The following is a 22,563-nucleotide window of genomic DNA, read 5'->3' on the forward strand; positions in this document are numbered from 1 at the left end:
GGGGGTTAAATATGAATTTCGACATATCGAAAGTGCGTCATTCGAAAGAAAAGACGTACGGTTTTCTCACGCTGCTCATCGGCACGCTGGTGTGGTTGGGGCTTGCGGCTGGCATACTCTACATTGCGACAACGGAGAGCGTCGGAATCCTCTTTGTTTTCCTGTTCTACATTCTCATCATCTGGTTTTTCTCATATGTCGCGAGATCATTGGTCCGCGCCTATATGATGGGCCACTACGTGCTGGTCAGCGAACAACAGTTTCCTCACCTTCACAAGATGGTGGCTGAGGGAGCGCAGAAGCTGGGTCTGAAAGAAGCACCGCGGGCGTTCGTCTACAATTCCAGCGGCGTAATCAATGCCATGGCGCTGACGCTGGTTGGTCGCACACGCTACATCTGGCTGACATCTGCACTGATCGATGCCGACGATGAAGAGCAGGTGAGATTCGTGATCGGCCATGAACTGGGCCACCACGTTGCGGGCCATCTGGACGAGCCTTGGAGCTTCCTGCGCCTGCCCGGCCTGATCATTCCGTTTCTGGGCCAGGCCTATTCCCGCGCACGCGAACTGACCTGCGACCGGGTTGGCCTCGTCGTTTCCGGCAACCTGAAATCCTCCCGCACCGCCCTTCAGATGCTGGCCTGCGGCAGCGCCAAGCTGAACGCACAGATGAACCCGAATGCTTTTGAAGAGCAGGACAAGATGGTGCCGTCCATTGCCGGCTTCTTCCTCAACATCTTCTCGCTCTACCCGCGCCACACACGGCGTGTGGCAGCGTTGAGCGAGTGGAAGAATGCGCTGAGCAGCATTCCTTCCGCGCCTTCCCGGACCGTGCAGACGGGACGTGTCGAACCTCAGATCGCTTGAGGACATGACAACTGAAAAAGCCCGACAGGTTATGCCTGTCGGGCTTTTTCGTTAAAACGTCAGGGTCTGGCCAACGCCCGGCACATCGACGCGGCTCTGAGAGCCGTCCATACCGGTCTGGAATTTTTCCGGTGTCTGATCGATGATGCCGAAGGTGCCGTAGTGGCAGGGTATGACGTTGCGGAACTTGAAGAAGCGCTGACAGGCAAGAGCCGCCACCGCGCCGCCCATGGTGAAGCGATCGCCAATCGGAACAAGTCCGATATCGGGTTCGTGCAATTCGTTGATCAGGGCCATATCCGAGAAGATATCGGTATCACCCATGTGATAGACGGTTGGGCCGTCTTCGAAATGCAGCATCAGGCCGTTGGCACTGCCGAGGGAATGGGACACACCGTCCTCGGTGATTTGCGCGGATGAGTGCAACGCGTTGGTCAAGGTGGCGGAGAAGCCATCGAAGGTCACCGTGCCGCCAGTGCCCGCCATCTCGATTTTCTGGACACCCCGGAAGCTCAACCATGCGGCAAGGTCGGCGTTGGCGAGCACGGTCGCGCCGGTGTCTTTCGCCAGTTGAATGGCATCGCCAACGTGGTCGCCGTGGCCGTGGGTCAGCAGAATATGCGTGATACCGTTTGCGGCATCCTTGCCATTCTGGTCGGCAAAGCTGGGATTGCCAGTGAAAAACGGGTCGATAAGGATTTTTGCTTTGCCGGTTTCAATGCGAAATGCGGAATGGCCGAGCCAGGTGAGTTTCATGAAGTTCTCCTTTGTATTGCCGGTAGAGTGTGACATAGGACGGGCCATATCATGGGACGGCCCACCTTTTTCGGATTGCGAAGATGACGACAGATAATGACGAATATGTGTATGACGAGGCGACCGGTGAATGGCGCCCCGCCTCTGAAATTACAGCAAAGGCGGCCACAGCCAACGAAGTGCGCGACGCCGCAGGCAACATTCTCGTCGATGGCGATTCCGTTTCTTTGATCAAGGATTTGAAGGTCAAGGGTGCCGGTACCACGTTGAAGCAGGGCACCGTCATCAAGTCTATCCGTCTGACGGATAATCCCGAAGAAATAGATTGCAGGCACGACGCGATCAAGGGTCTCGTGCTGCGCACCGAATTCGTGCGCAAACGCTGAGAACAAAACCATGGCGACGCTGACAATCGAGGAACTTGCGGGCTTTTTGCAGACCGGGCATGCCATTGCCGGGCTGGACCTTGGCACCAAGACAATCGGCCTTGCCATGTCGGATCTGTCGCGACGTTTCGCGACCCCTCGCCCGGTTTTGAAGCGCGTGAAATTCACCGCCGATGCGCAGGTGTTGCTTGATTTCGCGGCCAAGGAAAAAGTGGCCGCCTTCATCATCGGCCTTCCCACGAATATGGATGGTTCTGCCGGGCCGCGAGTGCAAGCAACGCGCGCATTTGTGCGCGCGATGAGCGACAAGACCGACCTGCCCTTCGTCTATTGGGACGAGCGATTGTCCACCGTGGCTGCCGAGCGCGCGCTACTGGAAATGGACGTATCGCGTGCAAAGCGCGCGCAGCGTATCGATTCGGCGGCTGCCAGTTTCATTCTTCAGGGCGCGCTGGACAGGCTGTCGGCTCTTGGCAGGGATGCTGCTGCTTTCGACGCCTGACGATTGCGCCACCAGGCAGCGATTGCCTTGCGCTTTCGAAAACCAATAATGCCAAAAACAATCAGGCTGTCGAAAGCGATGGCACGCGCGACCAGTGGCGGTATGGTTTCCGGCGCGATACCCAGCACGTTGCCATAAATTTTGAAGACCAGGTCGTGGCTTTCCCGGGTGAGCATGAAGAAGCCGAAGCTCATGTCGTAATAGGACAAGAAGTACCACGCCCCCAGAAACGCGACAGGCCCTGCCCACAGAATCAGAAACCACTTCATGCCGTCTGCCCTCGCCAAAAGAACATATCCGGCACGGCGGCGATGACCGCCCAGCGCAGACAGGCCATCAGGCACAGGTTCACCGTTGGCGCATCAATGTCCAATGGCAGCATTGCAAAGAACGTCATCATGACGATGAAGGATATCCAGCGGGGCACGGCGGTTCCTTTTCATACGCCCACGGGCGCATGGTTAATAATGTATTAAGATAATGATCTTCGCCTCTTCAGTGGGCAAATAAAAGTTTCGTTTATGGTTAACGAACAATGAAGGGCTGTGGATAAACTCGCAGCCTCACCGTAACAACGCGCAAGCAGGCGTTAAGGTCCAATCTAAAGTTGCGAGAAGGCTGTGGCCGCTATCAACCGTAAACGCCGCGAACGATCCGTTTCACGGCGGTGCCGATCTTGTCCCAATCCCGCGTGGTTTTCAGCGCAACCCCGGCAAATTGACCGTTTGTGGCACCACTGATGACCAGATGCTGGATGGCGGCGAAGAGTACGGCATTGACGGCAGCGGTATCGAGACCCTTTGGGGCTTCAAGAGAACCACGCATTTTATCCAGCCATTTGGACAGCGCCTTTGCCCGCGCATCGGCAAGTTGCTTGACCTGCGGCGTGTGCTCGGACACTTCCCAGGCAATGATCTTGCACACCAGCGGATCGCTGCGCAGCGCATCCAGATAGGATAGCGCCAACCGCTCCATCAGGTCGCCATAGGTCAGCACAAACATGCCGCCGGTGTCTTCGGGAATACGATCCTTCACCCAGGAACCAAGGTCCTCGCCGATGGCGGCGATCAGCCCCTCGAGCCCGCCGAAATAGCGATAGATCAGCTGCTTGTCGCACCCTGCCCGCCGCGCCACGGCATTGATGCCGAATCCTTGAAACCCCTCCTGCGCCAGCAAGGCTTTGGCAGCAGAGAAAATGGCTTTTTCAGTCGCAGCACGGTCTTTGACGCGCTTTTCAGGAGCAGCCTCAACAGCAGTATCGTCCATTGCCAGCATGTTCCCGCAACTCTCCGCGTGGTGACTTTGTCAACGCAGTTAGCAAAGGGTTAATTCAAGGACAATGCGGGGAGTGTTGGGGAGGTGAAGGTTCTTGTGGATGAAGGGAGGCGGGACACAAAAGAAAGCCAATTTGCAGAAATCTGTATTTTCTGTATTATACAGAAAAATCTCTGAGGAAAGCGATCATGTCCCCTAAATCGATATCGACAGCTGAATTCATGCGCCACTTCGGACGCTATCACGACGAAGCCCAGAAGGAACCAATCACTTTGACAAAACACGGCCGCCCCTCAGTGGTGGTTATCCCCATCGATCTTTTTGAAAAACTGGCGGGAAGCCAAGATCTGCGCAAGGCATATGCCGCCAACGAAATGCCAGAAGATCTAGCCTCTATTTTTCAAGAGCAGCTGGAAAGCGACTCGAAAGAGTATCAGGCAGCACGCGATGAGTGACAAGTTCCAACGCGGTGACATTGTCCTTTATCCTTACCTGTGGCGATGGCAAAACAATATCAATCCACATCGTGATCACGGGGAAAAGGATCGCCCAGTCTGCATGATCCTTGCGATCAAGGATAAGCAAGGCCTCACGCACATCCTCCTGCTTCCCATATCTTCCAAGCCACCCAGCGATGACCAGAAAGCTATTGAGATACCTGGACTTGAATTGCGTCGGGCAAATCTAACACGCTACAAGCGCGGCTGGATCACCGTCAGTGAATGCAATTACGATGTGATCGAAAAGTCTTACCATTTCGACGCGCGACGTGAAACGATCGGGCGTTTCAGCGAAGCCTTTCTCGAGGAAATACGTTTGGCCTTTGCACCATTTCTGGCGACCGGTTCTGCCAAGGTCAGCAGAACGTAGTAGAGCGCTATCGTTTTTAAGCCGCCGGCGGATACAACAGATCGATAATATAGGTCGGATCGAACCGGCTATCCAGCATGCCGTAAGTGTGGCGCCAGCCACCGGCCAAGCGGGTTTCCAGGAAGGCGTCGGCGATGCGGCCGGCACCGATGCGGCAGAGTTCTGCGGCGGCGGCGGCGAGGGCGAATTGTTCGACCAGCAGGCGGGCGGCACCTTCGTCACGTTCGCAGAGCGCGATTGCAGCGCGCAGGACTTCGGTGGTTTTTTTGCCTGACGGGCCGAGATCGCGTTCGAGCGTTTCGAAGACGAGATCGAACAACTCCCTGCCGCGCTGGAGAACGCGCAGCACATCCAGCGCCATGACGTTGCCGGAACCTTCCCAGATGGCGTTGACTGGGGCTTCGCGGTAGTGGCGGGCGATGGGGCGGTCCTCGACGTAACCGTTACCGCCGAGGCTTTCCATGGCCTCATAGATCAAGGCAGGCGCAATCTTGCAGCACCAGTATTTCACGATCGGCGTCATGACACGGGCATAGGCCGCTTCGGCCGGATTGTTGCGGGCGCTATCGAAAGCAGATGCCAGGCGGAAAGAGAGCGCAGTGGCGGCGGCCACATCCAGCGCCATATCACCAAGCACACGGGTCATTACTGGTTGGCTGACCAGCGGCTTGCCGAAAACATTGCGGCCGCGGGCGTAATGCACCGCTTCCGCCAGCGAAGCGCGCATCATGCCGGCGGAGGCCAGCGCGCAGTCCAGCCGCGTCAATGTCACCATGTCGAGAATGGTGCGGATACCGGCACCGGGCTCACCCAGCAGGTAGCCGAAGGCATCGGTAAATTCGACTTCGGCAGAGGCGTTGGAGCGATTGCCGAGCTTGTCCTTCAAGCGCTGGAAATGCAGGCCGTTGGCCGATCCGTCTTCCAGAAAACGCGGCACGAGGAAACAGCCCATACCATCGCCCATCTGGGCGAGCATGACGAAGCCGTCGCTCATGGGTGCTGACAGGAACCATTTGTGGCCGGATAGGCGATAGATGCCCTCCCCCACCCGCTCTGCCGTCGTGCGGTTGGCGCGCACATCCGTGCCGCCCTGTTTTTCCGTCATGCCCATGCCGATGGTGACGGCCGTCTTCTGCATGGCGGGCTTCTGCGACGAATCATATTTGCGCGACAGGATTTTCGGTGCCCACTCCTTCTGCACACGCGGCGAGCCCATGAAGGCGGCAACGGAGGCGTGCGTCATGGTCAGCGGGCAGAGATGGCCTGCCTCAAGCTGTGCGGTGAGATAGAATTTCGTGGCGCGGGCCTTGTGCTCGTTCCCGCGTGTCTCGGGCGTATTTTCCCAGGCGCTGCTGTGCAGGCCGGATGCCATGGAACGGCGCATCAGCGCGTGCCAGGCCGGGTGAAACTCCACCTGATCCAGACGCTCGCCGCGCGGGCCGTGGGTGTGCAGCTTCGGCGCGCTGACATTGGCCATGCGGGCCAGTTCCTGCGCTTCCGCAGATGTGACGTAGCGGCCAATCTGGTCGAATTCGTCGCGCAGCGGGCGCGAAAGACTGGAGGTCAAATCCACGATCAACGGGTCTGAGCGATAGGCATTGATGCCGGACCAGAGGTTAGGCTGGTTCAAATCGGCAAGCTGTTCTTCGGTCCGGTTCATATTCGTCATCGCGTGGCTATATCGGGATTCGCATTTTATTGCATGTATTCGGTGGCCCCGGCTTATCGCATGCTTGCCGACAAAGCCACCTGTCTTTATAGACCCGTGGACTAAGCCCACAGCGCGGCGATAAGCTCTATTGCGACCCGGAGGACAGTTCCCATGGTCTATTTTCCCCACCGCCACCTTCTGGGCATAAAGGGGCTATCCCACGAGGATATCACCACTCTTCTCGACAAGGCCGATGAGGCGGTGCAGATCAGCCGCCAGCGCGAGAAGAAAACCTCAACCCTTCGCGGGCTGACACAGATCAACCTGTTTTTCGAAGCCTCCACCCGCACGCAATCGTCGTTCGAGCTGGCCGGTAAACGGCTGGGCGCTGACGTGATGAACATGTCGGTCGGCAATTCATCCGTCAAAAAAGGCGAGACGCTGATCGACACGGCCATGACGCTGAACGCCATGCGCCCCGACGTGCTGGTGGTGCGCCACTCCTCCGCAGGTGCCGCTGCCCTTCTGGCGCAAAAGGTCGCCTGCTCGGTGGTCAATGCCGGGGATGGGCAGCACGAACATCCGACACAGGCACTGCTCGACGCACTGACGATCCGCCGCACCATCGGCAGGCTTTCGGGCATTACCGTCGCGATCTGCGGTGACGTGCTGCATTCGCGGGTTGCCCGCTCCAACATCATTCTGTTGAACCAGATGGGCGCACGGGTGCGCGTCGTTGCGCCGCCGACACTGCTGCCAGCAGGCATCGCGGATATGAGCGTGGAAGTGTATCACGACATGAAGGAGGGGCTGAAAGGTGCCGATGTCGTGATGATGCTGCGCTTGCAGCGTGAGCGCATGTCCGGCTCCTTCGTGCCGTCGGTGCGCGAATATTTCCATTATTATGGACTGGATGCCGAAAAGCTGAAGGCCGCCAAGGAAAATGCCATGGTCATGCACCCCGGCCCAATGAACCGCGGTGTCGAAATCGCATCCGAAGTGGCCGACGGGCCGCAGAGCGTTATCGAAAGCCAGGTAGAAATGGGTGTCGCGGTGCGTATGGCCGTTATGGAAACCCTTCTTCTTTCGCAAAATCAGGGAGAGCGCGTATGAGCACCGCGACCGTTCTCAAAAATGTCCGCATCATCGATCCATCCCGCAATCTGGATGAAGTCGGAACGATCATCATCGGTGCCGATGGCAATATCCTTGCAGCAGGTAAGGATGCGCAAAATCAGGGCTTCCCGGAAGGCACGACCGTGCGTGATGCCAAGGGGCTGGTCGCTACGCCAGGCTTGGTGGACGCCCGCGTTTTCGTCGGCGAACCGGGTGCCGAACACCGTGAAACCATTGAATCCGCATCACGCGCAGCAGCAGCCGGTGGCGTGACCAGCATGATCGTGATGCCGGATACCGACCCTGTCATCGATGACATCGCACTGGTGGAATTCGTGAAGAAGACAGCGCGCGACAAGGCGCTGGTCAATGTCTACCCGGCAGCGGCGCTGACCAAAGGTCTGCGCGGCGACGAGATGACCGAGTTCGGCATGCTGAAAGAAGCAGGTGCCGTCGCCTTCACCAATGGTCGCAAGGCGTTGTCAGATACAGCCGTGCTGCGCCGTGCAATGACCTATGCCCGCGAGCTGGGAGCAGTGATTTCACTGGAAACCCGCGACCAGTATATCGGCCATGGCGATATGAACGAGGGGCTGCTTGCCAGCTGGCTCGGCCTATCCGGCATTCCGAAAGAAGCCGAGATCATTCCGCTGGAGCGCGACCTGCGCATCGCAGCCCTCACCCGCGCCAACTACCACGCCGCCAAGATTTCCGTGCGCGAATCTGCCGAAGCCATCAAGGCAGCCAAGGACCGAGGCGTGAAAGCGACCTGCGGCATTTCCATCAACCATCTGACGCTGAACGAGAACGACATCGGCGAGTACCGCACTTTCTTCAAGCTGTCCCCACCGCTGCGCTCGGAAGACGACCGCATGTCCATGGTGGATGCGCTGAAGGACGGCACGATCGATATCATCGTCTCCTCGCATGACCCACAGGACGTGGACACCAAGCGCCTGCCGTTTTCGGATGCCGCCAGCGGTGCCGTTGGGCTTGAGACCATGCTGTCGGCAGCGCTGCGTCTCTACCACAGCGACCACGTGCCGCTGATGCGTCTCATCGACGCCCTCTCCACCCGCCCCGCCCAGATTTTCGGACTGGATGCGGGCACGCTGAAGCCGGGTGCGAAGGCCGATATCACGCTGATCGACCTCGACGAGCCATGGCTGGTGTCTGAGAAAAATCTGGTATCAAGGTCCAAGAACACGCCATTCGAAGACGCCCGCTTTACCGGCCGCGCAGTTGCGACCTATGTTGCAGGCAAGCTGGTTCATTCCATCTAAAGACATCAATCTTGCGCAGACAATGCAAATGCATTACCTTAATGTCGGAAATTAGGGAAACATCTGATGGCTGCGCAAGCTTTACTCGAATTCGAAGCAACGATTACGGATCGTGGACAGACGACTGTGCCCAGCGCAATCCGAAATATGCTTGGCGTCAAAAAAGGAACGATTATTTTCAAAGGGCTTGAGGACGGCACTGTTGTTATCGAACGCAAGGAAATTGCAGATGATAACGCTGATCCAGTCATAGGAGATTTTCTGGCATTTCTGGAAGCCGACATGGCATCCTCGCCCTCCCATATCCGCCCGCTGACGCAGGATTTACTGGACCGCTCGGCAGCTTTGACGGATGGAGTCGAAGTCGATCTGGATGCGACGCTCGAGGATGACTGATATCGTCATCAACGGATGGCGGCTATTCCTCCATCCTCTCTTCATTGCGCAATTTGAAGACATGATGCGTGAGGTGGCCACCGCCCGCGCCAAGCAGCCGCAGGACTATAAGAAAAAACGTTGCACCAAGCTTCTCGCGGCAACGCGCAAGGTTGCATTCGAGCTTATTCCCAACGATCCAACTGCTGCGATATTCCGGCAAGGCTCCACACTTGGAGATGCTTACAAACATTGGTTTAGAGCAAAATTCGTACAGCAGTACCGGCTGTTCTTTCGTTATGATCTAAAGAGCAAAATCATCATTCTTGTGTGGGTGAACGACGAGGACACCAAGCGCGCTTACGAATCGTCGACCGACGCCTATGCGGTGTTCCGCAGCATGTTGCAGAATGGCAATCCACCAGATAATTGGGACAGCCTTTTCGAAGCTGCGCAAACTGCGACACAGGAATTTCCCCACGCCAGTGCTATGAGTGACGTCTAGCGATTGCATGGAGATTCCAAGCTTATTAAAGACTGAGATTTGCATCTTCATACAAGACCGGCAAAGCTGGCCTAAAGATATAATGCCGTGAGGGGACATCGGAATGAACGCATTGACTGATTGGCAGACCGCGCCTGCGCTTCTCGCCCTTGCTGCCGTGATTGGCTATTTGCTGGGATCGATTCCGTTCGGGTTGATCCTTACGCGGGCGGCTGGGCTGGGGGATGTTCGCAATATTGGCTCTGGCAATATTGGTGCGACCAATGTTTTGCGCACGGGCAACAAGAAGCTGGCCGCGGCGACGTTGTTGCTGGATGCGTTGAAGGGCACGGCAGCGGTGCTGATTGCCAATGCGCTGTGGGGCTATGAGGCTTCACTGGTTGCTGGCTTCTTTGCGTTTCTTGGGCACCTGTTCCCTGTGTGGCTGGGCTTCAAGGGTGGCAAGGGTGTTGCGGTTTATATTGGCGTTTTGCTGGGCGTTGCACCCTTGATGATGCTGGCCTTTGCGGCGATCTGGATTGCAACGGCTTTCCTCACCAAATATTCCTCGCTTTCCGCGCTGGTTGCAATGCTTGTCATTCCGGTTGCATTGTGGATATTAGGACCGGAGAAGACGGCTCTGCTGGTGACGCTGCTCAGCGTTATCTCCTGGTACATGCACCGGGAAAACATCAAGCGGTTGCTGGCGGGGAATGAAAGCAAGATCGGTAAAAAGGGCTGAGGCGAATCCGTCTCGCCCTGATGGGGGTTGAGACATGCCGCACGATGGCGACACCAAACGCGGCATTGCGCTGACCGACCGGCAACGGGTTGCATGGTTGCGGCTGATCCGCAGCGACAATATCGGTCCCGTCACCTTCCGCGAACTCATCAACCACTTCGGAAGCGCTGAAAAGGCGCTGGACGCCCTGCCCGACCTTTCGCGCCGGGGCGGATCGGCACGCAGTCCGCGCATCGCCACCGTGTCGGAGGCCGAACGGGAAATCGACGCTGCGGAGAGGTTTGGCGCACGGTTCGTCGGTATTGGTGAGCCGGATTATCCGCCGGCGCTGCGCGAGATCGACGGCGCACCGCCGATTATTTCCATGAAGGGTTCGGGGCGCACGGCAATCCGGCCTTCCATCGGCATCGTCGGGTCACGCAATTCTTCTATCAATGGTTCAAAGTTTGCGGCCATGCTGGCGCGCCAATGTGGACAGGCCGGATATACGATAGCGTCCGGTCTTGCCCGGGGAATCGATGCCGCCGCCCATGCCGCGAGCCTTACCACTGGCACGGTGGCGATGCTGGCGGGCGGGCTCGACAAGCCCTACCCTCCGGAAAACCTGCGGCTGCTGGATGAAATCTACGGTAATGACGGCACCAGCATCAGTGAAATGCCGTTTGGCTGGGAGCCGCGTGCGCGGGATTTTCCGCGTCGCAACCGGCTGATTGCGGGCGTTTCCATGGGCGTGCTGATCGTGGAAGCCGCCGACAGGTCCGGCTCGCTGATTACCGCACGGCTTGCGGGTGAATTCGGACGTCTGGTTTTCGCGGTTCCCGGCTCTCCGTTGGATGCCCGCTGCCATGGCACTAATCGGCTGATCAAAGACGGCGCAATGCTGGTGACCGAAGCCGCCGACATACTGGACGCGCTGCGACCCTTGATGGAGCCGATGCTGCCCATCCAGCATGTGGCGAATGAAAGCTCCGAGGATATCGACATATCACCACCTGGCGACGATGACCGCAGCATCATTGCGTCGGCGCTTGGACCATCACCCGTGGAAACGGATGACATTATTCGCCATACGGGGTTGCCAGCATCCACTGTCTATCTGGTGTTGCTGGAACTCGACATTGCCGGCCGGCTAAATCGGCATTCCGCGGGTCGCGTTTCGCTTGTCATGGCTGACTGAAAGCTCTCGCCGGCCTGACTGGATGTCGCCTGCCTCAATATAAGCCATTTCTATGAGGTAACATAGCATGTCGGCACCCTCGCGTTCGCCGACTGTGCGCAGTTCAGCGAGCATCTGCCTGATGTAAGCTAGATTTTCCGATGTCTGCTGCTGCCTGCTCTGGCTGCTGTTTTGTGCGCTCACGACCATATTGACCTCAATTGAACCAGTGGAAAGCGACGTTAGGAAAAAGAGCGTCGCTCAACTGGAGCAACCATAACTTGTTTATCTTTAATTGCAAACGAGAATTAAATCCCCAAAAAGTTGCATCGTGTTGTAATGGCAGAAAAACGCCCCTTGCCTCTTGACCCAAGCGCATTACCTGTCCATGTCGAAATAAAGGTAGCGTTGTTGCGGGTCAAAAGCGGCAACGCATGTTAACGGGCAAGTTCCGAAAGAAGAAAATATGAATGTCGTCGTCGTAGAATCTCCGGCAAAAGCCAAGACGATCAACAAGTATCTTGGCCCAGGCTACAAGGTGCTCGCATCGTTTGGCCACGTTCGCGATCTTCCCGCGAAAGATGGTTCGGTGCTTCCCGATCAGGATTTCGAAATGCTCTGGGAGGTCGATCCGGCCTCACAGAAGCGCATGAAGGAAATCGCAGATGCCGTGAAGGCTTCCGACGGATTGTTTCTGGCGACCGACCCGGATCGCGAAGGGGAAGCTATTTCCTGGCACGTTCTCGACCTTCTGAAAAAGAAGAAGGTGCTGGGCGACAAGCCGGTCAAGCGCGTCGTGTTCAACGCCATCACCAAGAAGGCCGTGCTGGACGCGATGGCCGATCCGCGTGACATCGATATCCCGCTGGTGGATGCGTATCTCGCCCGCCGTGCGCTGGACTATCTCGTCGGCTTTAATCTTTCCCCCGTTCTGTGGCGCAAGCTGCCGGGTGCGCGTTCGGCTGGTCGTGTTCAGTCCGTATCGCTGCGTCTGGTCTGCGACCGGGAATCGGAAATCGAGCGGTTCGTATCCGAAGAATACTGGAACATCTCGGCACTGTTGAAGACGCCACGTGGCGATGACTTCGAAGCGAAGCTGGTGTCTGCCGATGGCAAGCGCCTGCAGGCCAGATCGGTTAAAACAGGCGACGATGCCACCCGGCTGAAGACATTGCTGGAAGGCGCGACCTATACCGTCGATACGGTCGAGGCCAAGCCCGTCAAGCGCAACCCCGGCCCACCGTTTACGACATCGACACTCCAGCAGGCCGCATCGTCGCGCATGGGCTTTGGCGCATCACGCACTATGCAGGTTGCGCAGCGTCTTTATGAAGGTATCGACATCGGCGGCGAGACCGTCGGTCTCATTACCTATATGCGTACCGATGGTGTGCAGATGGCACCGGAAGCCATTGATGCTGCACGCAGCGCCATCGGCGAACAGTTCGGTGCTCGCTACGTGCCGGAAAAGGCACGCATCTACTCGACCAAGGCCAAGAACGCCCAGGAAGCCCACGAAGCCATTCGCCCAACGGACTTCAGCCGCACGCCGGATCAGGTCAAGAAGTACCTCGATGCCGACCAGTTGCGGCTTTACGAGCTGGTCTGGAAGCGCGGTATCGCCAGCCAAATGGCGTCTGCTGAAATCGAGCGGACAACGGTCGAGATTTTGGCCGAAAACAAGGGCGAGAAGGCTGGCCTTCGCGCCGTGGGTTCGGTCATTCGTTTCGACGGCTTCATTGCCGCCTATACCGACCAGAAGGAAGATGGCGAGCAGAGCGACGACGGTGACGAAGATGGCCGTCTGCCGCAGATCAACGCCCGCGAAGCCCTCGCCAAGCAGAAGATCAATGCCAGCCAGCACTTCACCGAACCGCCACCGCGTTATTCGGAAGCATCGCTCATCAAGAAGATGGAAGAGCTCGGCATCGGCCGTCCTTCTACCTATGCGGCGACACTGAAGACGCTGAGCGACCGTGAATATATCATCGTCGACAAGCGCAAGCTCGTGCCGCATTCGCGTGGACGGCTGGTGACGGCTTTCCTCGAAAGCTTCTTCACGAAATACGTGGAATACGACTTCACTGCCGATCTGGAAGAAAAGCTCGACCGGATATCTGCGGGTGAACTAGACTGGAAGCAGGTTCTTCGTGATTTCTGGAAGGACTTCTTCGCGCAGATCGAAGACACCAAGGAACTGCGCGTTACCAACGTGCTGGATGCGCTGAACGAGGTTCTGGCACCGCTGGTGTTCCCGGCCCGCGAAGATGGCTCCGATCCACGCATCTGCCAGGTGTGCGGAACGGGCAATCTGTCGCTGAAGCTCGGCAAATACGGCGCTTTCGTCGGCTGCTCCAACTACCCGGAATGCAATTTTACCCGCCAGTTGAACTCTGATGGTGCCGAGGCGGAAGCCGCGGCCTTGAATGAGCCGAAGGCGCTGGGTGCAGACCCGCATACGGGGGAAGAGCTGACATTGCGGTCGGGTCGTTTCGGGCCCTACATTCAGCGTGGCGATGGTAAAGAAGCCAAGCGCTCGTCGCTGCCGAAGGGCTGGGCACCTGACGACATCGACCACGAAAAGGCGTTGGCGCTGATCAATCTACCGCGCGATATCGGCAAGCACCCGGAGAGCGGCAAGATGATTTCGGCGGGTCTTGGTCGCTACGGACCGTTCCTGCTGCATGATGGTGGTTACGCCAACCTCGAAAGCATCGAGGACGTGTTCTCGATTGGTCTGAACCGCGCTGTGACCGTGATTGCCGAGAAGAAGGCATCGCCGGGTCGCGGACGTTCCTCCACGCCAGCAGCGCTGAAGGAACTGGGCGACCATCCGGATGGCGGCGCGATTACCGTTCGTGATGGCAAGTATGGACCTTACGTGAACTGGGGCAAGGTGAACGCGACCATTCCCAAGGCGCAGGCACCTGACACGGTGACGCTGGACGAGGCCCTGGTGCTGATTGCCGAGCGTATTGCCAAAACCGGCACCGGCAGCAACGGCAAGCCCGTAAAGGCCAAGAAGGCGGCAGCGCCGAAGAAGGCCACCAAGGCTGCGAGCGCCGATGGCGAGACCAAGGCGAAAGCCAAGCCTAAGGCGGCTGCGAAACCAAAAGCGGCTGCAAAGCCCAAAACAGCGGCCAAACCAAAGGCAGCACCAAAAGCGAAGAAGGCAGAATCTTGAGCAAATCACCGCGTAAGACATCCGGCTCGGCGGGCGATGGCTTCGGCCGTACCGGTCGCGGGAAAAAAGTTCTCGAATCTGCTGGCATCATCCACGGCGAGGTTCCACCACGCGACGTGCTGCTGAAATTCATCGCCGAACATCCCGACCAGGCCTCCAAGCGCGAAATCGCCAAGGCCTTCGGGCTGAAGGGTGAAACGCGCATCGTTCTCAAGGCTCTGCTGAAAGAGCTCGAGACCGATGGCATGGTCCACAAGAGCCGCAAATCGCTGATGCGTCCAGGTGGACTTCCGCCTGTGACCGTGCTCGATATTACGACGCGCGACAAGGATGGTGGCCTGATCGGTCGTCCTGCAGAATGGCCGGAAGAGAACGGCGCGGCCCCTGCCGTCATCATTCGCCAATCTTCTGCCGACCGCCAAAAGGGCAAGGCCCCGGTTGGTGGACTTGGCGACCGCGTGCTGGCCAAAATTTTCCCATCCAAGGAAGTCGGCGGCCCGGCCTATACCGCGCGGATCATCAAGCTGATCGATAGACGTCAGGGCGGATCGCTGGGTGTCTTCAAGGAAACGCCGGGTGGTGGCGGTCGCCTGATGCCGATCGAGCGTCGTGGCGACGAGATGGTCATCGATCCCGATGGCGTCGGCGATGCCAAGGACGGCGATCTGGTGGAGGTCGAAACCTCGCGCAACAGTGGCCGTTACGGTCTGCCCCGCGCCAAGGTTCTCTCCGTCGTCGGTTCCGTTGCGTCTGAAAAGGCGATCTCGATGATCGCCATTCATGCCCACGGCATCCCGCATATCTTCCCATCCGACGTGCTGGCGGCTGCTGATGCAGCCAAGCCTGCGACGATGGCGCATCGTGAAGACTGGCGCAAACTGCCGCTCATCACCATCGACCCTGCCGATGCCAAGGACCATGACGACGCTGTTTATGCGGAGCTGGACCCTTCGCCCGACAATCCGGACGGCGTGATCGTTACCGTGGCGATTGCGGACGTGTCCTACTACATTCGCTCAGGCTCACCGCTGGACCGTGAAGCCTTGAAGCGCGGCAACTCGGTCTATTTCCCAGACCGCGTCGTGCCGATGCTGCCGGAGCGTATTTCCAACGATCTCTGCTCGCTGAAGGAAGGCGTGGACCGTCCGGCGCTTGCCGTGCGGATGGTGTTTTCCAAGGAAGGCCGCAAGGCCAGCCACACCTTCCATCGCATCATGATGAAGAGTGCGGCGAAGCTGTCTTATCAACAGGCTCAAGCTGCGATTGATGGTAACCCGGATGACAAGACCGGCCCTATGCTGGAGCCTATCCTGCAGCCTCTGTGGCATGCCTATGAGGTGATGAAGATCGGTCGCGACCGTCGCCAGCCGCTTGAGCTGGACATGCCGGAACGCAAGATCATTCTCAAATCAGATGGCACGGTTGATCGAGTGCATGTTCCTGAACGTCTCGACGCGCACAAGCTGATCGAAGAGATGATGATCCAGGCCAATGTCTGCGCCGCCGAAACGCTGGAGCTGAAAAAGCAGCGTCTGGTCTACCGCGTGCACGATGCGCCGACGATTGCCAAGCAGGAAGTGCTGCGAGAATTCCTGACCACGATCGGCTTTTCGTTGGTCAAGGGCGGGCAGGTTCGCGCCAATTCCTTCAACGGCATTCTGGCACGCGCAGTCGATACGCCGCACCAGATCATGGTCAACGAGATGGTGTTGCGCTCCCAGAGCCAGGCGATCTACAGCCCTGACAATATCGGCCATTTCGGCCTGAACCTGATGAAATACGCGCATTTCACCTCGCCGATCCGTCGTTACGCCGACCTGATCGTGCACCGTGCGCTGGTAGGTTCGCTGGGCTTGGGTGAAGGCGGCATCACGCCACAGGAAGAGGCGACGCTGGCCGATGTGGCTGCTGAAATCTCGACTTTCGAGCGGCGGGCGATGGCGGCCGAACGCGATACGGTCAACCGGCTGATTGCGCACCATCTTTCCAAACGCGTGGACGAGGAATTCGAAGGTCGGGTCGGCGGTGTCACCAAGGCGGGACTATTTGTCGCGCTTCCGCAGTTTGGTGCTGACGGCTTTGTTCCTATATCTACGCTGGGTACGGACTATTACATCTATGACGAGGCGCATCAGGCTCTGACGGGTGAAAAGACCGGACTTGGCTATCAGCTGGGCGATACGGTTCAGGTTCGCCTTGCTGAGGCCGTGCCGCTTGCCGGTGCCTTGCGGTTTGAAATGTTGAGCGATGGCAAGAAATTGCCGACAGCGACACGTTCCTTCCACAAGACGACACGCCGCACCAGCGGCCCGACACCCGGCACGAGGCCACCACGCAGACGCAGATAACCAGTCCAGAGGACAAGCGCATGACGACGACCGAGACGCAGACAGTGCAGTATGGTGGCAAACCGGAAGAGCGTCCGCTGGGTCGCTCGATCACGCGCGGCATGCTGAGCCGTTGCCCGGCCTGCGGCAACGGCCGCCTGTTTCGGGCGTGGCTGAAGCCTGTCGATGATTGCGCGTCCTGTGGCGAGGACATGCACCACCAGCGCTCCGACGATCTGCCGCCCTACATCTCGATCATGATTCTCGGCCACGTCGCGGTCGGCGGCTTCATGATGACGGATACGGTGTTTCTGGTGCCGATGTGGGTTCACTTCGCCATCTGGGTGCCGATCACCGTTCTCGTCGCGCTGCTGACGATCCAGCCGATCAAGGGCGGTGTTATCGGCCTTCAATGGGCCTTGAAGATGCATGGCTTCAGCAATGAGCCGGAGAAAAAGCAGATCGACGGCTCCTCGCACTGACCCGGCGTAGCACACGTGCGTTCCGAGCCATCGCCTGAGACCTCCCCCTACCTGCGTCCCAAAGATGCAGCCTCCATCCTTCTTCTCGACAGGTCGAAGGACGGCATACGTGTGCTGGTCGGCAAACGCAGCAGCGCGCATGTGTTCATGCCTGACGTGTTCGTGTTTCCTGGCGGGCGACGAGATACCCGTGACCACGCTTTGCCCTATAGCGGCGATCTGCATCCAGCCGTCCGTGACAGGCTCATCCGCGCCGCCTCCCGGCCATTGACGGTCTCAGGCGCGCGCGCACTGGCGCTGGCGGCCATTCGTGAGCTGCATGAGGAAACGGGGCTGCGCTTTGGCAATGCCGCCGGTGAGCCGCAACCACCCGATCTGTCCCGGCTCCGCTTCGTGGCACGCGCCACCACGCCGCCCGGCAGAATAAGGCGTTACGATACGCGTTTCTTCTGCTGTTTTACCGATGAAGTTGGCGTCGATCTCGCCTCTATCAGCGATTCGGAAGAGCTGCTGGACCTGCAATGGCTTGACATTTATGACAATACCAGTCTGAACATGGCGCCGATTACGCGCATGGTTCTCGAAGATGTCACAAAGTTCATGATAGGTGATCATTCGTTACAATTCGAAAGCCCGGTGCGACAATATTTCGAGCGTCGCGGCATATTTATTCGTGGCTTTCTATAAAAGGTCTCCATGTCACATCCCAAATGCGACGCCGACGATATTCACTGGCCATCGCTTATTGCCGCCATATCCGCCATCAGCGCCGTTGGCATCGCCATCGGGCTGGGTCTACCGCTTCTGAGCATCATTCTCGAGAAGCGCGGCATCTCCTCCACCATGATCGGCCTCAACACCGCCATGGCCGGCGTCGCCGCAATGATGGCCGCCCCCATCACCAGCAGGCTGGCGCATGAATGCGGTGTTGCCCGCACCATGATGACCGCAGTTGTCGTCTCGGCCATCAGCGCCTTGGGATTTTACTTTGCCGACGCGTTCTGGATGTGGTTCCCGCTGCGAATCGTCTTTCACGGCGCAACGACCATGCTGTTCATCCTCTCGGAATTCTGGATCAACGCCGCAGCGCCACCCAAACGGCGCGGCCTTGTGCTGGGAATGTATGCGACAGGCATGGCCGTTGGCTTTGCCGGTGGGCCATTGCTGTTCTCAGCGCTTGGCAGTGATGGCATAACGCCGTTTCTGGTTGGCTCTGCGATCATCTTGTTGGCTGCGATTCCAATCTATCTCGCGCGGCATGAAAGCCCGGATCTGGACGAAAAGCCGAACCACCATTTCGTGCGCTACATCTGGCTTGTGCCAATGGCATCTGCTGCGGCCTTCGTCTACGGCTCTGTTCAGGCTGGAGGGCTTTCGCTGTTTCCGGTCTACGCGACTCGCGAAGGTTTCAGCGAATCGCAGGCCGCTCTGCTGCTGACCGTGATGGCCATCGGCAACATGGCGTTCCAGATCCCCATCGGCATGCTCTCCGACCGTATCAAGGACAGGCGCATACTTTTGGGCCTAATGGCGCTGACAGGCGTCATAGGCACGCTTGCGCTGCCTTTGCTGGTGGATAACTGGATGTTGCTGTCATCCATGCTGCTGCTGTGGGGTGGCTGCGTATCGGGTATGTATACGGTGGGCCTGACGCATCTGGGCTCCCGCCTGACCGGCTCGGACCTCGTTGCGGCCAATGCGGCCTTTATCTTCTGTTACGCCGTCGGTACCATCGCTGGCCCGCAGACTGTCGGCATTTCCATGGATGTTCTCGGAACCGATGGTTTTGCATGGGCTTTGGCGATGTTTTTCGCGCTTTACGTGGTTCTTTCCATTGCCCGTTCGGTTTTCGGATCAAAACAGACTTGACTTTTCAGGCGCGATCCGTAGTTTCGCGCCAGATTTAGCCGGGGTCCAACAGGGCCGCGGACTCACTATTTGTTAAAGGCAGGACGACTATGGCGAAAGCTACAACAATCAAGATCAAGCTGCTGTCGACGGCCGACACCGGTACTTTCTACGTCACCACAAAGAACAGCCGTACATTCACGGACAAGATGACGAAGACAAAGTACGACCCAGTCGTACGCAAGCACGTTGAATTCAAGGAAACGAAGATCAAGTAATTTCCTTTGCATAGCATGCAAAAAGACGCGCCCTTCGAGGCGCGTTTTTTATGCCTGTGATTCTCGTAAAACCAACTCGATGACCATGAGAGCGCAGCCAGCGGCGCAAGCTGTAAGATATTCAAATGGTAATTGGTGGATAACAGGAAAGTGGGTCGACCGGGACAGCAATGACAGTACGAGGAACCGTTCACTACGTCACCGGTCGACCAACCCCAAGACCCAGGAGATGCGGCGGACCTGAGCACCATGGGGTATTCAAACAGTTTGCTTTCCATGAAGGAAAGACGTTGTCCGAAGACCACCTCTTCTGCTTGATCACAACGACTGAAACGAGCCGCCAGTGCAGAAGTTATCTTGTTGATGAAGTGTTGCGCACGGCCCGAATAAAATCAACAAATTATTAATCGAATCGCCTTTTCATCTGTAGATATGGTTAAATATCCCACGATGACACAAAGAAACTCATGAATTAGTGTATAAAGATACATAATAAAGCCCATCAATATTACTGGGAAAACCGTCTACATTCAAAATGATGTTTAAAAAGATTCCCGACGCGTCGTAAAATTGCGAGCAAATATCGAGATCGTTCGGGCCAGGTGGGATTCAGAAAGCAATTCTATTCTGTAAACCGAGAGGGATCGCAGCCGCAGAGTGACGAAAATTCAGAAGTATCACTTAGCGATGTTACAAAAATCACATCGGCATCACGAATGCGATAGGTAGACACTATTATTGTGGATAACGATCAGTTCGCGACATGAGTTTGAGCTGAGAGCTATGCCGCAGAGGCGACTACGCGGTTGCGGCCGGAGCTTTTCGCTTCGTACATGGCCCGGTCTGCCTGCCGCATCAACTGCTCCGGCGTTTCCACCGATCCGGTGTTGGTGGCTATACCCAAAGACGCCGTCAGATGAAGTTCCCGGCCGGAGCGAAGAACGAAAGGTTTGTCCTCGATAATCGAGCGCAAACGCTCTGCAACGGCAGACGCCATCTCCACCGACGTATCAGGCATGACGACGACGAACTCTTCACCACCATATCGGCATGCGAGATCGGCACCGCGCACGGTCGACCGGAGCCGCGTCGCAAATTCGCGCAGCACCTCATCGCCCGCATCGTGGCCATAGGTATCGTTGACCTGCTTGAAGCGATCAATGTCGGTGATGCAGACGGACAATGACCGTTCGCGTGCAACCGCCCGGTTGAACAGAATTTTCAGGTGATTGTCGAGATAACGGCGATTGTTGAGGCCCGTCAGGGCATCGATAACGGCTAGCTCCATCGTCTGATCCAGGTTTTCGCGCAGCCGGTTGTTGAACCGCTTGCGTTTGATCTGCGTCAGCGTACGAGCGACCAGTTCATTCGGGTCTATAGGACGAACAATGTAATCGTTGACGCCAAGCTCCAGCGCACGCACGATCATCGCCTCATCGCCCTGCTCCGTCACCAGCAGCAAGGGCAGGAAGCGTGTCCGCTCCAACGAGCGAAGCTGCGAGCAAAGCCGCAGAGGGTCGAAATTATCGAAATTGGAATTGACGATGACCATCTCGTATTCGTTTTCGGCAGCCTCGAACAAAGCCGCAGCCGGGTCCGTCAATGCGAACACCTCGGCAACCGGCTTCAGCGCCTTGATGATCCGTTCCTGCGAGCTGGCGCGTCCATCGATCAGCAGAACACGGCCCGGCTGCTCGATCTGAGCGGCCTCGGAGATCGGATCTGCGGCACCAATGGATTTTGCCGTCTGCGCCCGCGTCCGCAACTCGTCGCTCATGGTCTTGAGACGCACGAGGCTTTTGACACGGGAAATAAGCTGAAGATCGTTGACGGGCTTCGTCAAAAAATCATCGGCACCGGCTTTCAATCCACGGACACGATCCGCGGCCTGATCGAGCGCCGTAACCATGACGACGTGAATGTGTTCCGTCGCCGGATTGGCCTTCAGGCGCTCGCACACCTCGAAGCCATCCATGTCGGGCATCATGATATCCAGAAGGACGATATCGACCTGCTCACTGTTGCAAATCGCCAACGCCTTGGTGCCATTGTCTGCGCACAGCACGTCGAAATATTCAGCCGACAACCGCGCCTCGAGCAGCTTCACATTCGTCGGAATATCATCAACGACCAGAATTCTCGCAGTCATTCGTCCAACCCTGCTTCACATATCGCCAAGATATGTTTTGATCGTTTCGATGAATTTCGGGACTGAAATGGGCTTGGAAACATAGGCTTCACATCCGCCCTGACGGATTCGCTCCTCGTCACCCTTCATGGCAAATGCCGTGACCGCGATGACGGGAATGACGTGAAGCTCGTCATCTTCCTTGAGCCATTTGGTGACTTCAAGGCCTGACACTTCCGGAAGTTGAATGTCCATGAGGATAAGATCAGGACGGTGTTTGCGCGCAAGTTCCAGCGCTTCCATGCCATTACGCGTTTGAATGGTGGTATAGCCAGACGCCTCGATCAGGTCGCGAAAGAGCTTCATATTCAGCTCATTGTCTTCAACTATCATGACCTGTTTGGGCATGGACCAGTCCTCGTTTCGCTTTGAAACCTATTCATGGACATATAGGGTGTCCGGAGAACCGATTCCATTATCCCCCTAGAACGGTACGCTAGTGAGATTTGGTTGAGAAATAGGTAACTTCAGTAAACAAATGTCGCACGATACGAAAAACAACAGGGTCGCCTCGAAAGACAGCCACGAAACGGCGATCGCCATACTTGGCTGGTTGGCAAGCGAGCCGGATATGCTTGGGCGCTTTCTGGCCCTCACAGGTCTACAGCCCAACATGCTGCGACAGTCCGTCAACGACCCCGGCTTTCTCGCTGGCCTTACGGATTTCGTCATGAGCCACGAACCGGACCTGATGGCATTTTGCGCGGCGACCGGCACGAAACCCGAGGATGTCGAAGCCGCATGGCACCAATTGTCCGGGCCGGGGCTGAGTTCTGGCGAGTATTGAGCTC

The 22,563-nt window shown here is 57.4% G+C and carries 26 protein-coding genes; 18 read left to right on the forward strand and 8 right to left on the reverse strand.

What is annotated here, in order from left to right; translation table 11 throughout:
* Positions 1 to 11 precede the first annotated feature (11 nt).
* The gene (locus DSM25558_RS01710) at positions 12 to 869 is read left to right on the forward strand and encodes a M48 family metallopeptidase (RefSeq protein WP_083716265.1); all 858 of its coding nucleotides are present in this window, start codon (positions 12 to 14) and stop codon (positions 867 to 869) included.
* 51 nt (positions 870 to 920) lie between these two features.
* Here DSM25558_RS01710 and DSM25558_RS01715 read toward each other — a convergent pair whose 3' ends face one another.
* Positions 921 to 1,625: a metal-dependent hydrolase gene (locus tag DSM25558_RS01715; protein ID WP_077101154.1), complete on the reverse strand. Its 705-nt coding sequence runs from the start codon at positions 1,623 to 1,625 to the stop codon at positions 921 to 923.
* 83 nt (positions 1,626 to 1,708) lie between these two features.
* Between DSM25558_RS01715 and DSM25558_RS01720 the strand changes: the two genes are divergently transcribed.
* Positions 1,709 to 2,011 carry an alkylphosphonate utilization protein gene (locus tag DSM25558_RS01720; RefSeq protein ID WP_077101156.1) on the forward strand — a complete coding sequence of 101 codons (303 nt, stop codon included), beginning with the start codon at positions 1,709 to 1,711 and terminating at the stop codon, positions 2,009 to 2,011.
* Between the two features lie 10 nt (positions 2,012 to 2,021).
* Positions 2,022 to 2,513 (forward strand): Holliday junction resolvase RuvX, encoded by a 492-nt coding sequence (gene ruvX, locus DSM25558_RS01725; protein ID WP_077101157.1) that lies wholly within the window; start codon positions 2,022 to 2,024, stop codon positions 2,511 to 2,513.
* On the opposite strand, the gene DSM25558_RS01730 is transcribed toward ruvX, so the two are convergent.
* The 3 genes from DSM25558_RS01730 to DSM25558_RS01735 all read right to left on the reverse strand — a co-directional run bounded on the left by DSM25558_RS01730 (position 2,453) and on the right by DSM25558_RS01735 (position 3,788).
* Positions 2,453 to 2,782, reverse strand: a complete 330-nt coding sequence (locus DSM25558_RS01730) for a DUF6105 family protein (protein ID WP_077101159.1) — start codon at positions 2,780 to 2,782, stop codon at positions 2,453 to 2,455. The two genes, ruvX and DSM25558_RS01730, sit on opposite strands and share 61 nt — an antisense overlap.
* Positions 2,779 to 2,940 (reverse strand): hypothetical protein, encoded by a 162-nt coding sequence (locus tag DSM25558_RS28750; protein ID WP_159442472.1) that lies wholly within the window; start codon positions 2,938 to 2,940, stop codon positions 2,779 to 2,781. Before DSM25558_RS28750 ends, DSM25558_RS01730 begins: the two co-directional genes overlap by 4 nt.
* A gap of 203 nt (positions 2,941 to 3,143) precedes the next feature.
* On the reverse strand, positions 3,144 to 3,788 hold the full coding sequence (locus DSM25558_RS01735; RefSeq protein WP_077101161.1) for a TetR/AcrR family transcriptional regulator: 645 nt from the start codon (positions 3,786 to 3,788) through the stop codon (positions 3,144 to 3,146).
* Between the two features lie 188 nt (positions 3,789 to 3,976).
* Here DSM25558_RS01735 and DSM25558_RS01740 point away from each other — a divergent pair, with 188 nt between their 5' ends.
* Both DSM25558_RS01740 and DSM25558_RS01745 read left to right on the forward strand, forming a co-directional pair.
* Positions 3,977 to 4,243 carry a type II toxin-antitoxin system prevent-host-death family antitoxin gene (locus DSM25558_RS01740; protein WP_077101163.1) on the forward strand — a complete coding sequence of 89 codons (267 nt, stop codon included), beginning with the start codon at positions 3,977 to 3,979 and terminating at the stop codon, positions 4,241 to 4,243.
* Positions 4,236 to 4,658, forward strand: a complete 423-nt coding sequence (locus DSM25558_RS01745) for a hypothetical protein (RefSeq protein WP_077101165.1) — start codon at positions 4,236 to 4,238, stop codon at positions 4,656 to 4,658. Before DSM25558_RS01740 ends, DSM25558_RS01745 begins: the two co-directional genes overlap by 8 nt.
* Positions 4,659 to 4,674: 16 nt before the next feature.
* Here the strand turns inward: DSM25558_RS01745 and DSM25558_RS01750 are convergent, their stop codons facing one another.
* Positions 4,675 to 6,327, reverse strand: a complete 1,653-nt coding sequence (locus DSM25558_RS01750; RefSeq protein ID WP_077101167.1) for an acyl-CoA dehydrogenase family protein — start codon at positions 6,325 to 6,327, stop codon at positions 4,675 to 4,677.
* 153 nt (positions 6,328 to 6,480) lie between these two features.
* On the opposite strand from DSM25558_RS01750, the gene DSM25558_RS01755 reads away from it, so the two are divergent.
* From DSM25558_RS01755 to dprA, 6 genes are all read left to right on the forward strand, one after another.
* Positions 6,481 to 7,422 carry an aspartate carbamoyltransferase catalytic subunit gene (locus DSM25558_RS01755; protein ID WP_067642582.1) on the forward strand — a complete coding sequence of 314 codons (942 nt, stop codon included), beginning with the start codon at positions 6,481 to 6,483 and terminating at the stop codon, positions 7,420 to 7,422.
* Positions 7,419 to 8,708 carry a dihydroorotase gene (locus DSM25558_RS01760; protein ID WP_077101169.1) on the forward strand — a complete coding sequence of 430 codons (1,290 nt, stop codon included), beginning with the start codon at positions 7,419 to 7,421 and terminating at the stop codon, positions 8,706 to 8,708. Before DSM25558_RS01755 ends, DSM25558_RS01760 begins: the two co-directional genes overlap by 4 nt.
* 66 nt (positions 8,709 to 8,774) lie before the next feature.
* Positions 8,775 to 9,104 (forward strand): type II toxin-antitoxin system PrlF family antitoxin, encoded by a 330-nt coding sequence (locus DSM25558_RS01765; RefSeq protein ID WP_077101171.1) that lies wholly within the window; start codon positions 8,775 to 8,777, stop codon positions 9,102 to 9,104.
* Positions 9,097 to 9,588 carry a type II toxin-antitoxin system YhaV family toxin gene (locus tag DSM25558_RS01770; protein ID WP_077101173.1) on the forward strand — a complete coding sequence of 164 codons (492 nt, stop codon included), beginning with the start codon at positions 9,097 to 9,099 and terminating at the stop codon, positions 9,586 to 9,588. Before DSM25558_RS01765 ends, DSM25558_RS01770 begins: the two co-directional genes overlap by 8 nt.
* Positions 9,589 to 9,691: 103 nt before the next feature.
* A complete protein-coding gene (plsY, locus tag DSM25558_RS01775) occupies positions 9,692 to 10,309 on the forward strand; it encodes a glycerol-3-phosphate 1-O-acyltransferase PlsY (protein ID WP_077101175.1) in 618 nt (205 codons plus the stop codon).
* Between the two features lie 34 nt (positions 10,310 to 10,343).
* The gene (dprA, locus tag DSM25558_RS01780) at positions 10,344 to 11,486 is read left to right on the forward strand and encodes a DNA-processing protein DprA (RefSeq protein WP_077101177.1); all 1,143 of its coding nucleotides are present in this window, start codon (positions 10,344 to 10,346) and stop codon (positions 11,484 to 11,486) included.
* Here the strand turns inward: dprA and DSM25558_RS29185 are convergent.
* Positions 11,439 to 11,675, reverse strand: coding sequence for a hypothetical protein (locus DSM25558_RS29185; RefSeq protein WP_077101179.1), 237 nt, complete (start codon positions 11,673 to 11,675; stop codon positions 11,439 to 11,441). The two genes, dprA and DSM25558_RS29185, sit on opposite strands and share 48 nt — an antisense overlap.
* A 256-nt stretch (positions 11,676 to 11,931) precedes the next feature.
* Here DSM25558_RS29185 and topA point away from each other — a divergent pair, with 256 nt between their 5' ends.
* The 6 genes from topA (at position 11,932) to rpmG (ending at position 19,584) form a co-directional block, all read left to right on the forward strand.
* On the forward strand, positions 11,932 to 14,649 hold the full coding sequence (gene topA / locus DSM25558_RS01790; RefSeq protein WP_077101181.1) for a type I DNA topoisomerase: 2,718 nt from the start codon (positions 11,932 to 11,934) through the stop codon (positions 14,647 to 14,649).
* Positions 14,646 to 16,997, forward strand: a complete 2,352-nt coding sequence (rnr, locus tag DSM25558_RS01795; protein ID WP_077101183.1) for a ribonuclease R — start codon at positions 14,646 to 14,648, stop codon at positions 16,995 to 16,997. Before topA ends, rnr begins: the two co-directional genes overlap by 4 nt.
* 20 nt (positions 16,998 to 17,017) lie before the next feature.
* The gene (locus tag DSM25558_RS01800; protein ID WP_077101185.1) at positions 17,018 to 17,458 is read left to right on the forward strand and encodes a DUF983 domain-containing protein; all 441 of its coding nucleotides are present in this window, start codon (positions 17,018 to 17,020) and stop codon (positions 17,456 to 17,458) included.
* A 51-nt stretch (positions 17,459 to 17,509) separates the two neighbouring features.
* Positions 17,510 to 18,145, forward strand: coding sequence for an NUDIX hydrolase (locus DSM25558_RS01805; RefSeq protein ID WP_077101486.1), 636 nt, complete (start codon positions 17,510 to 17,512; stop codon positions 18,143 to 18,145).
* Between the two features lie 9 nt (positions 18,146 to 18,154).
* Entirely contained in the window at positions 18,155 to 19,327 is a 1,173-nt protein-coding gene (locus DSM25558_RS01810) for an MFS transporter (protein WP_077101186.1), read from the forward strand.
* 89 nt (positions 19,328 to 19,416) lie between these two features.
* Entirely contained in the window at positions 19,417 to 19,584 is a 168-nt protein-coding gene (gene rpmG, locus DSM25558_RS01815; protein WP_003496403.1) for a 50S ribosomal protein L33, read from the forward strand.
* A gap of 781 nt (positions 19,585 to 20,365) precedes the next feature.
* Here rpmG and DSM25558_RS01820 read toward each other — a convergent pair.
* Positions 20,366 to 21,733 (reverse strand): PleD family two-component system response regulator, encoded by a 1,368-nt coding sequence (locus DSM25558_RS01820; RefSeq protein WP_077101187.1) that lies wholly within the window; start codon positions 21,731 to 21,733, stop codon positions 20,366 to 20,368.
* A gap of 15 nt (positions 21,734 to 21,748) precedes the next feature.
* On the reverse strand, positions 21,749 to 22,120 hold the full coding sequence (locus tag DSM25558_RS01825) for a response regulator (protein ID WP_067642545.1): 372 nt from the start codon (positions 22,118 to 22,120) through the stop codon (positions 21,749 to 21,751).
* A 130-nt stretch (positions 22,121 to 22,250) separates the two neighbouring features.
* On the opposite strand from DSM25558_RS01825, the gene DSM25558_RS01830 reads away from it, so the two are divergent.
* Positions 22,251 to 22,559, forward strand: a complete 309-nt coding sequence (locus tag DSM25558_RS01830) for a DUF3572 domain-containing protein (RefSeq protein ID WP_077101188.1) — start codon at positions 22,251 to 22,253, stop codon at positions 22,557 to 22,559.
* Positions 22,560 to 22,563 lie beyond the last annotated feature (4 nt).

It is taken from the genome of Agrobacterium sp. DSM 25558 (genome assembly GCF_900100825.1).
In the GTDB taxonomy this organism is placed as follows: domain Bacteria; phylum Pseudomonadota; class Alphaproteobacteria; order Rhizobiales; family Rhizobiaceae; genus Agrobacterium.

Coding starts and splice junctions, on each gene's coding strand:
- DSM25558_RS01735 (WP_077101161.1), bottom strand. CDS start 3,788: ATGCTGGCAATGGACGATACTGCTGTTGAGGCTGCTCCTGAAAAGCGC.
- DSM25558_RS01800 (WP_077101185.1), top strand. CDS start 17,018: ATGACGACGACCGAGACGCAGACAGTGCAGTATGGTGGCAAACCGGAA.
- DSM25558_RS01750 (WP_077101167.1), bottom strand. CDS start 6,327: ATGACGAATATGAACCGGACCGAAGAACAGCTTGCCGATTTGAACCAG.
- DSM25558_RS01740 (WP_077101163.1), top strand. CDS start 3,977: ATGTCCCCTAAATCGATATCGACAGCTGAATTCATGCGCCACTTCGGA.
- DSM25558_RS01755 (WP_067642582.1), top strand. CDS start 6,481: ATGGTCTATTTTCCCCACCGCCACCTTCTGGGCATAAAGGGGCTATCC.
- DSM25558_RS01715 (WP_077101154.1), bottom strand. CDS start 1,625: ATGAAACTCACCTGGCTCGGCCATTCCGCATTTCGCATTGAAACCGGC.
- ruvX (WP_077101157.1), top strand. CDS start 2,022: ATGGCGACGCTGACAATCGAGGAACTTGCGGGCTTTTTGCAGACCGGG.
- DSM25558_RS01720 (WP_077101156.1), top strand. CDS start 1,709: ATGACGACAGATAATGACGAATATGTGTATGACGAGGCGACCGGTGAA.
- DSM25558_RS01770 (WP_077101173.1), top strand. CDS start 9,097: ATGACTGATATCGTCATCAACGGATGGCGGCTATTCCTCCATCCTCTC.
- topA (WP_077101181.1), top strand. CDS start 11,932: ATGAATGTCGTCGTCGTAGAATCTCCGGCAAAAGCCAAGACGATCAAC.
- DSM25558_RS01710 (WP_083716265.1), top strand. CDS start 12: ATGAATTTCGACATATCGAAAGTGCGTCATTCGAAAGAAAAGACGTAC.
- dprA (WP_077101177.1), top strand. CDS start 10,344: ATGCCGCACGATGGCGACACCAAACGCGGCATTGCGCTGACCGACCGG.
- DSM25558_RS01760 (WP_077101169.1), top strand. CDS start 7,419: ATGAGCACCGCGACCGTTCTCAAAAATGTCCGCATCATCGATCCATCC.
- DSM25558_RS01745 (WP_077101165.1), top strand. CDS start 4,236: ATGAGTGACAAGTTCCAACGCGGTGACATTGTCCTTTATCCTTACCTG.
- DSM25558_RS01810 (WP_077101186.1), top strand. CDS start 18,155: ATGTCACATCCCAAATGCGACGCCGACGATATTCACTGGCCATCGCTT.
- plsY (WP_077101175.1), top strand. CDS start 9,692: ATGAACGCATTGACTGATTGGCAGACCGCGCCTGCGCTTCTCGCCCTT.
- DSM25558_RS01730 (WP_077101159.1), bottom strand. CDS start 2,782: ATGAAGTGGTTTCTGATTCTGTGGGCAGGGCCTGTCGCGTTTCTGGGG.
- DSM25558_RS01820 (WP_077101187.1), bottom strand. CDS start 21,733: ATGACTGCGAGAATTCTGGTCGTTGATGATATTCCGACGAATGTGAAG.
- DSM25558_RS01825 (WP_067642545.1), bottom strand. CDS start 22,120: ATGCCCAAACAGGTCATGATAGTTGAAGACAATGAGCTGAATATGAAG.
- DSM25558_RS29185 (WP_077101179.1), bottom strand. CDS start 11,675: ATGGTCGTGAGCGCACAAAACAGCAGCCAGAGCAGGCAGCAGCAGACA.
- rpmG (WP_003496403.1), top strand. CDS start 19,417: ATGGCGAAAGCTACAACAATCAAGATCAAGCTGCTGTCGACGGCCGAC.
- DSM25558_RS01765 (WP_077101171.1), top strand. CDS start 8,775: ATGGCTGCGCAAGCTTTACTCGAATTCGAAGCAACGATTACGGATCGT.
- DSM25558_RS01830 (WP_077101188.1), top strand. CDS start 22,251: ATGTCGCACGATACGAAAAACAACAGGGTCGCCTCGAAAGACAGCCAC.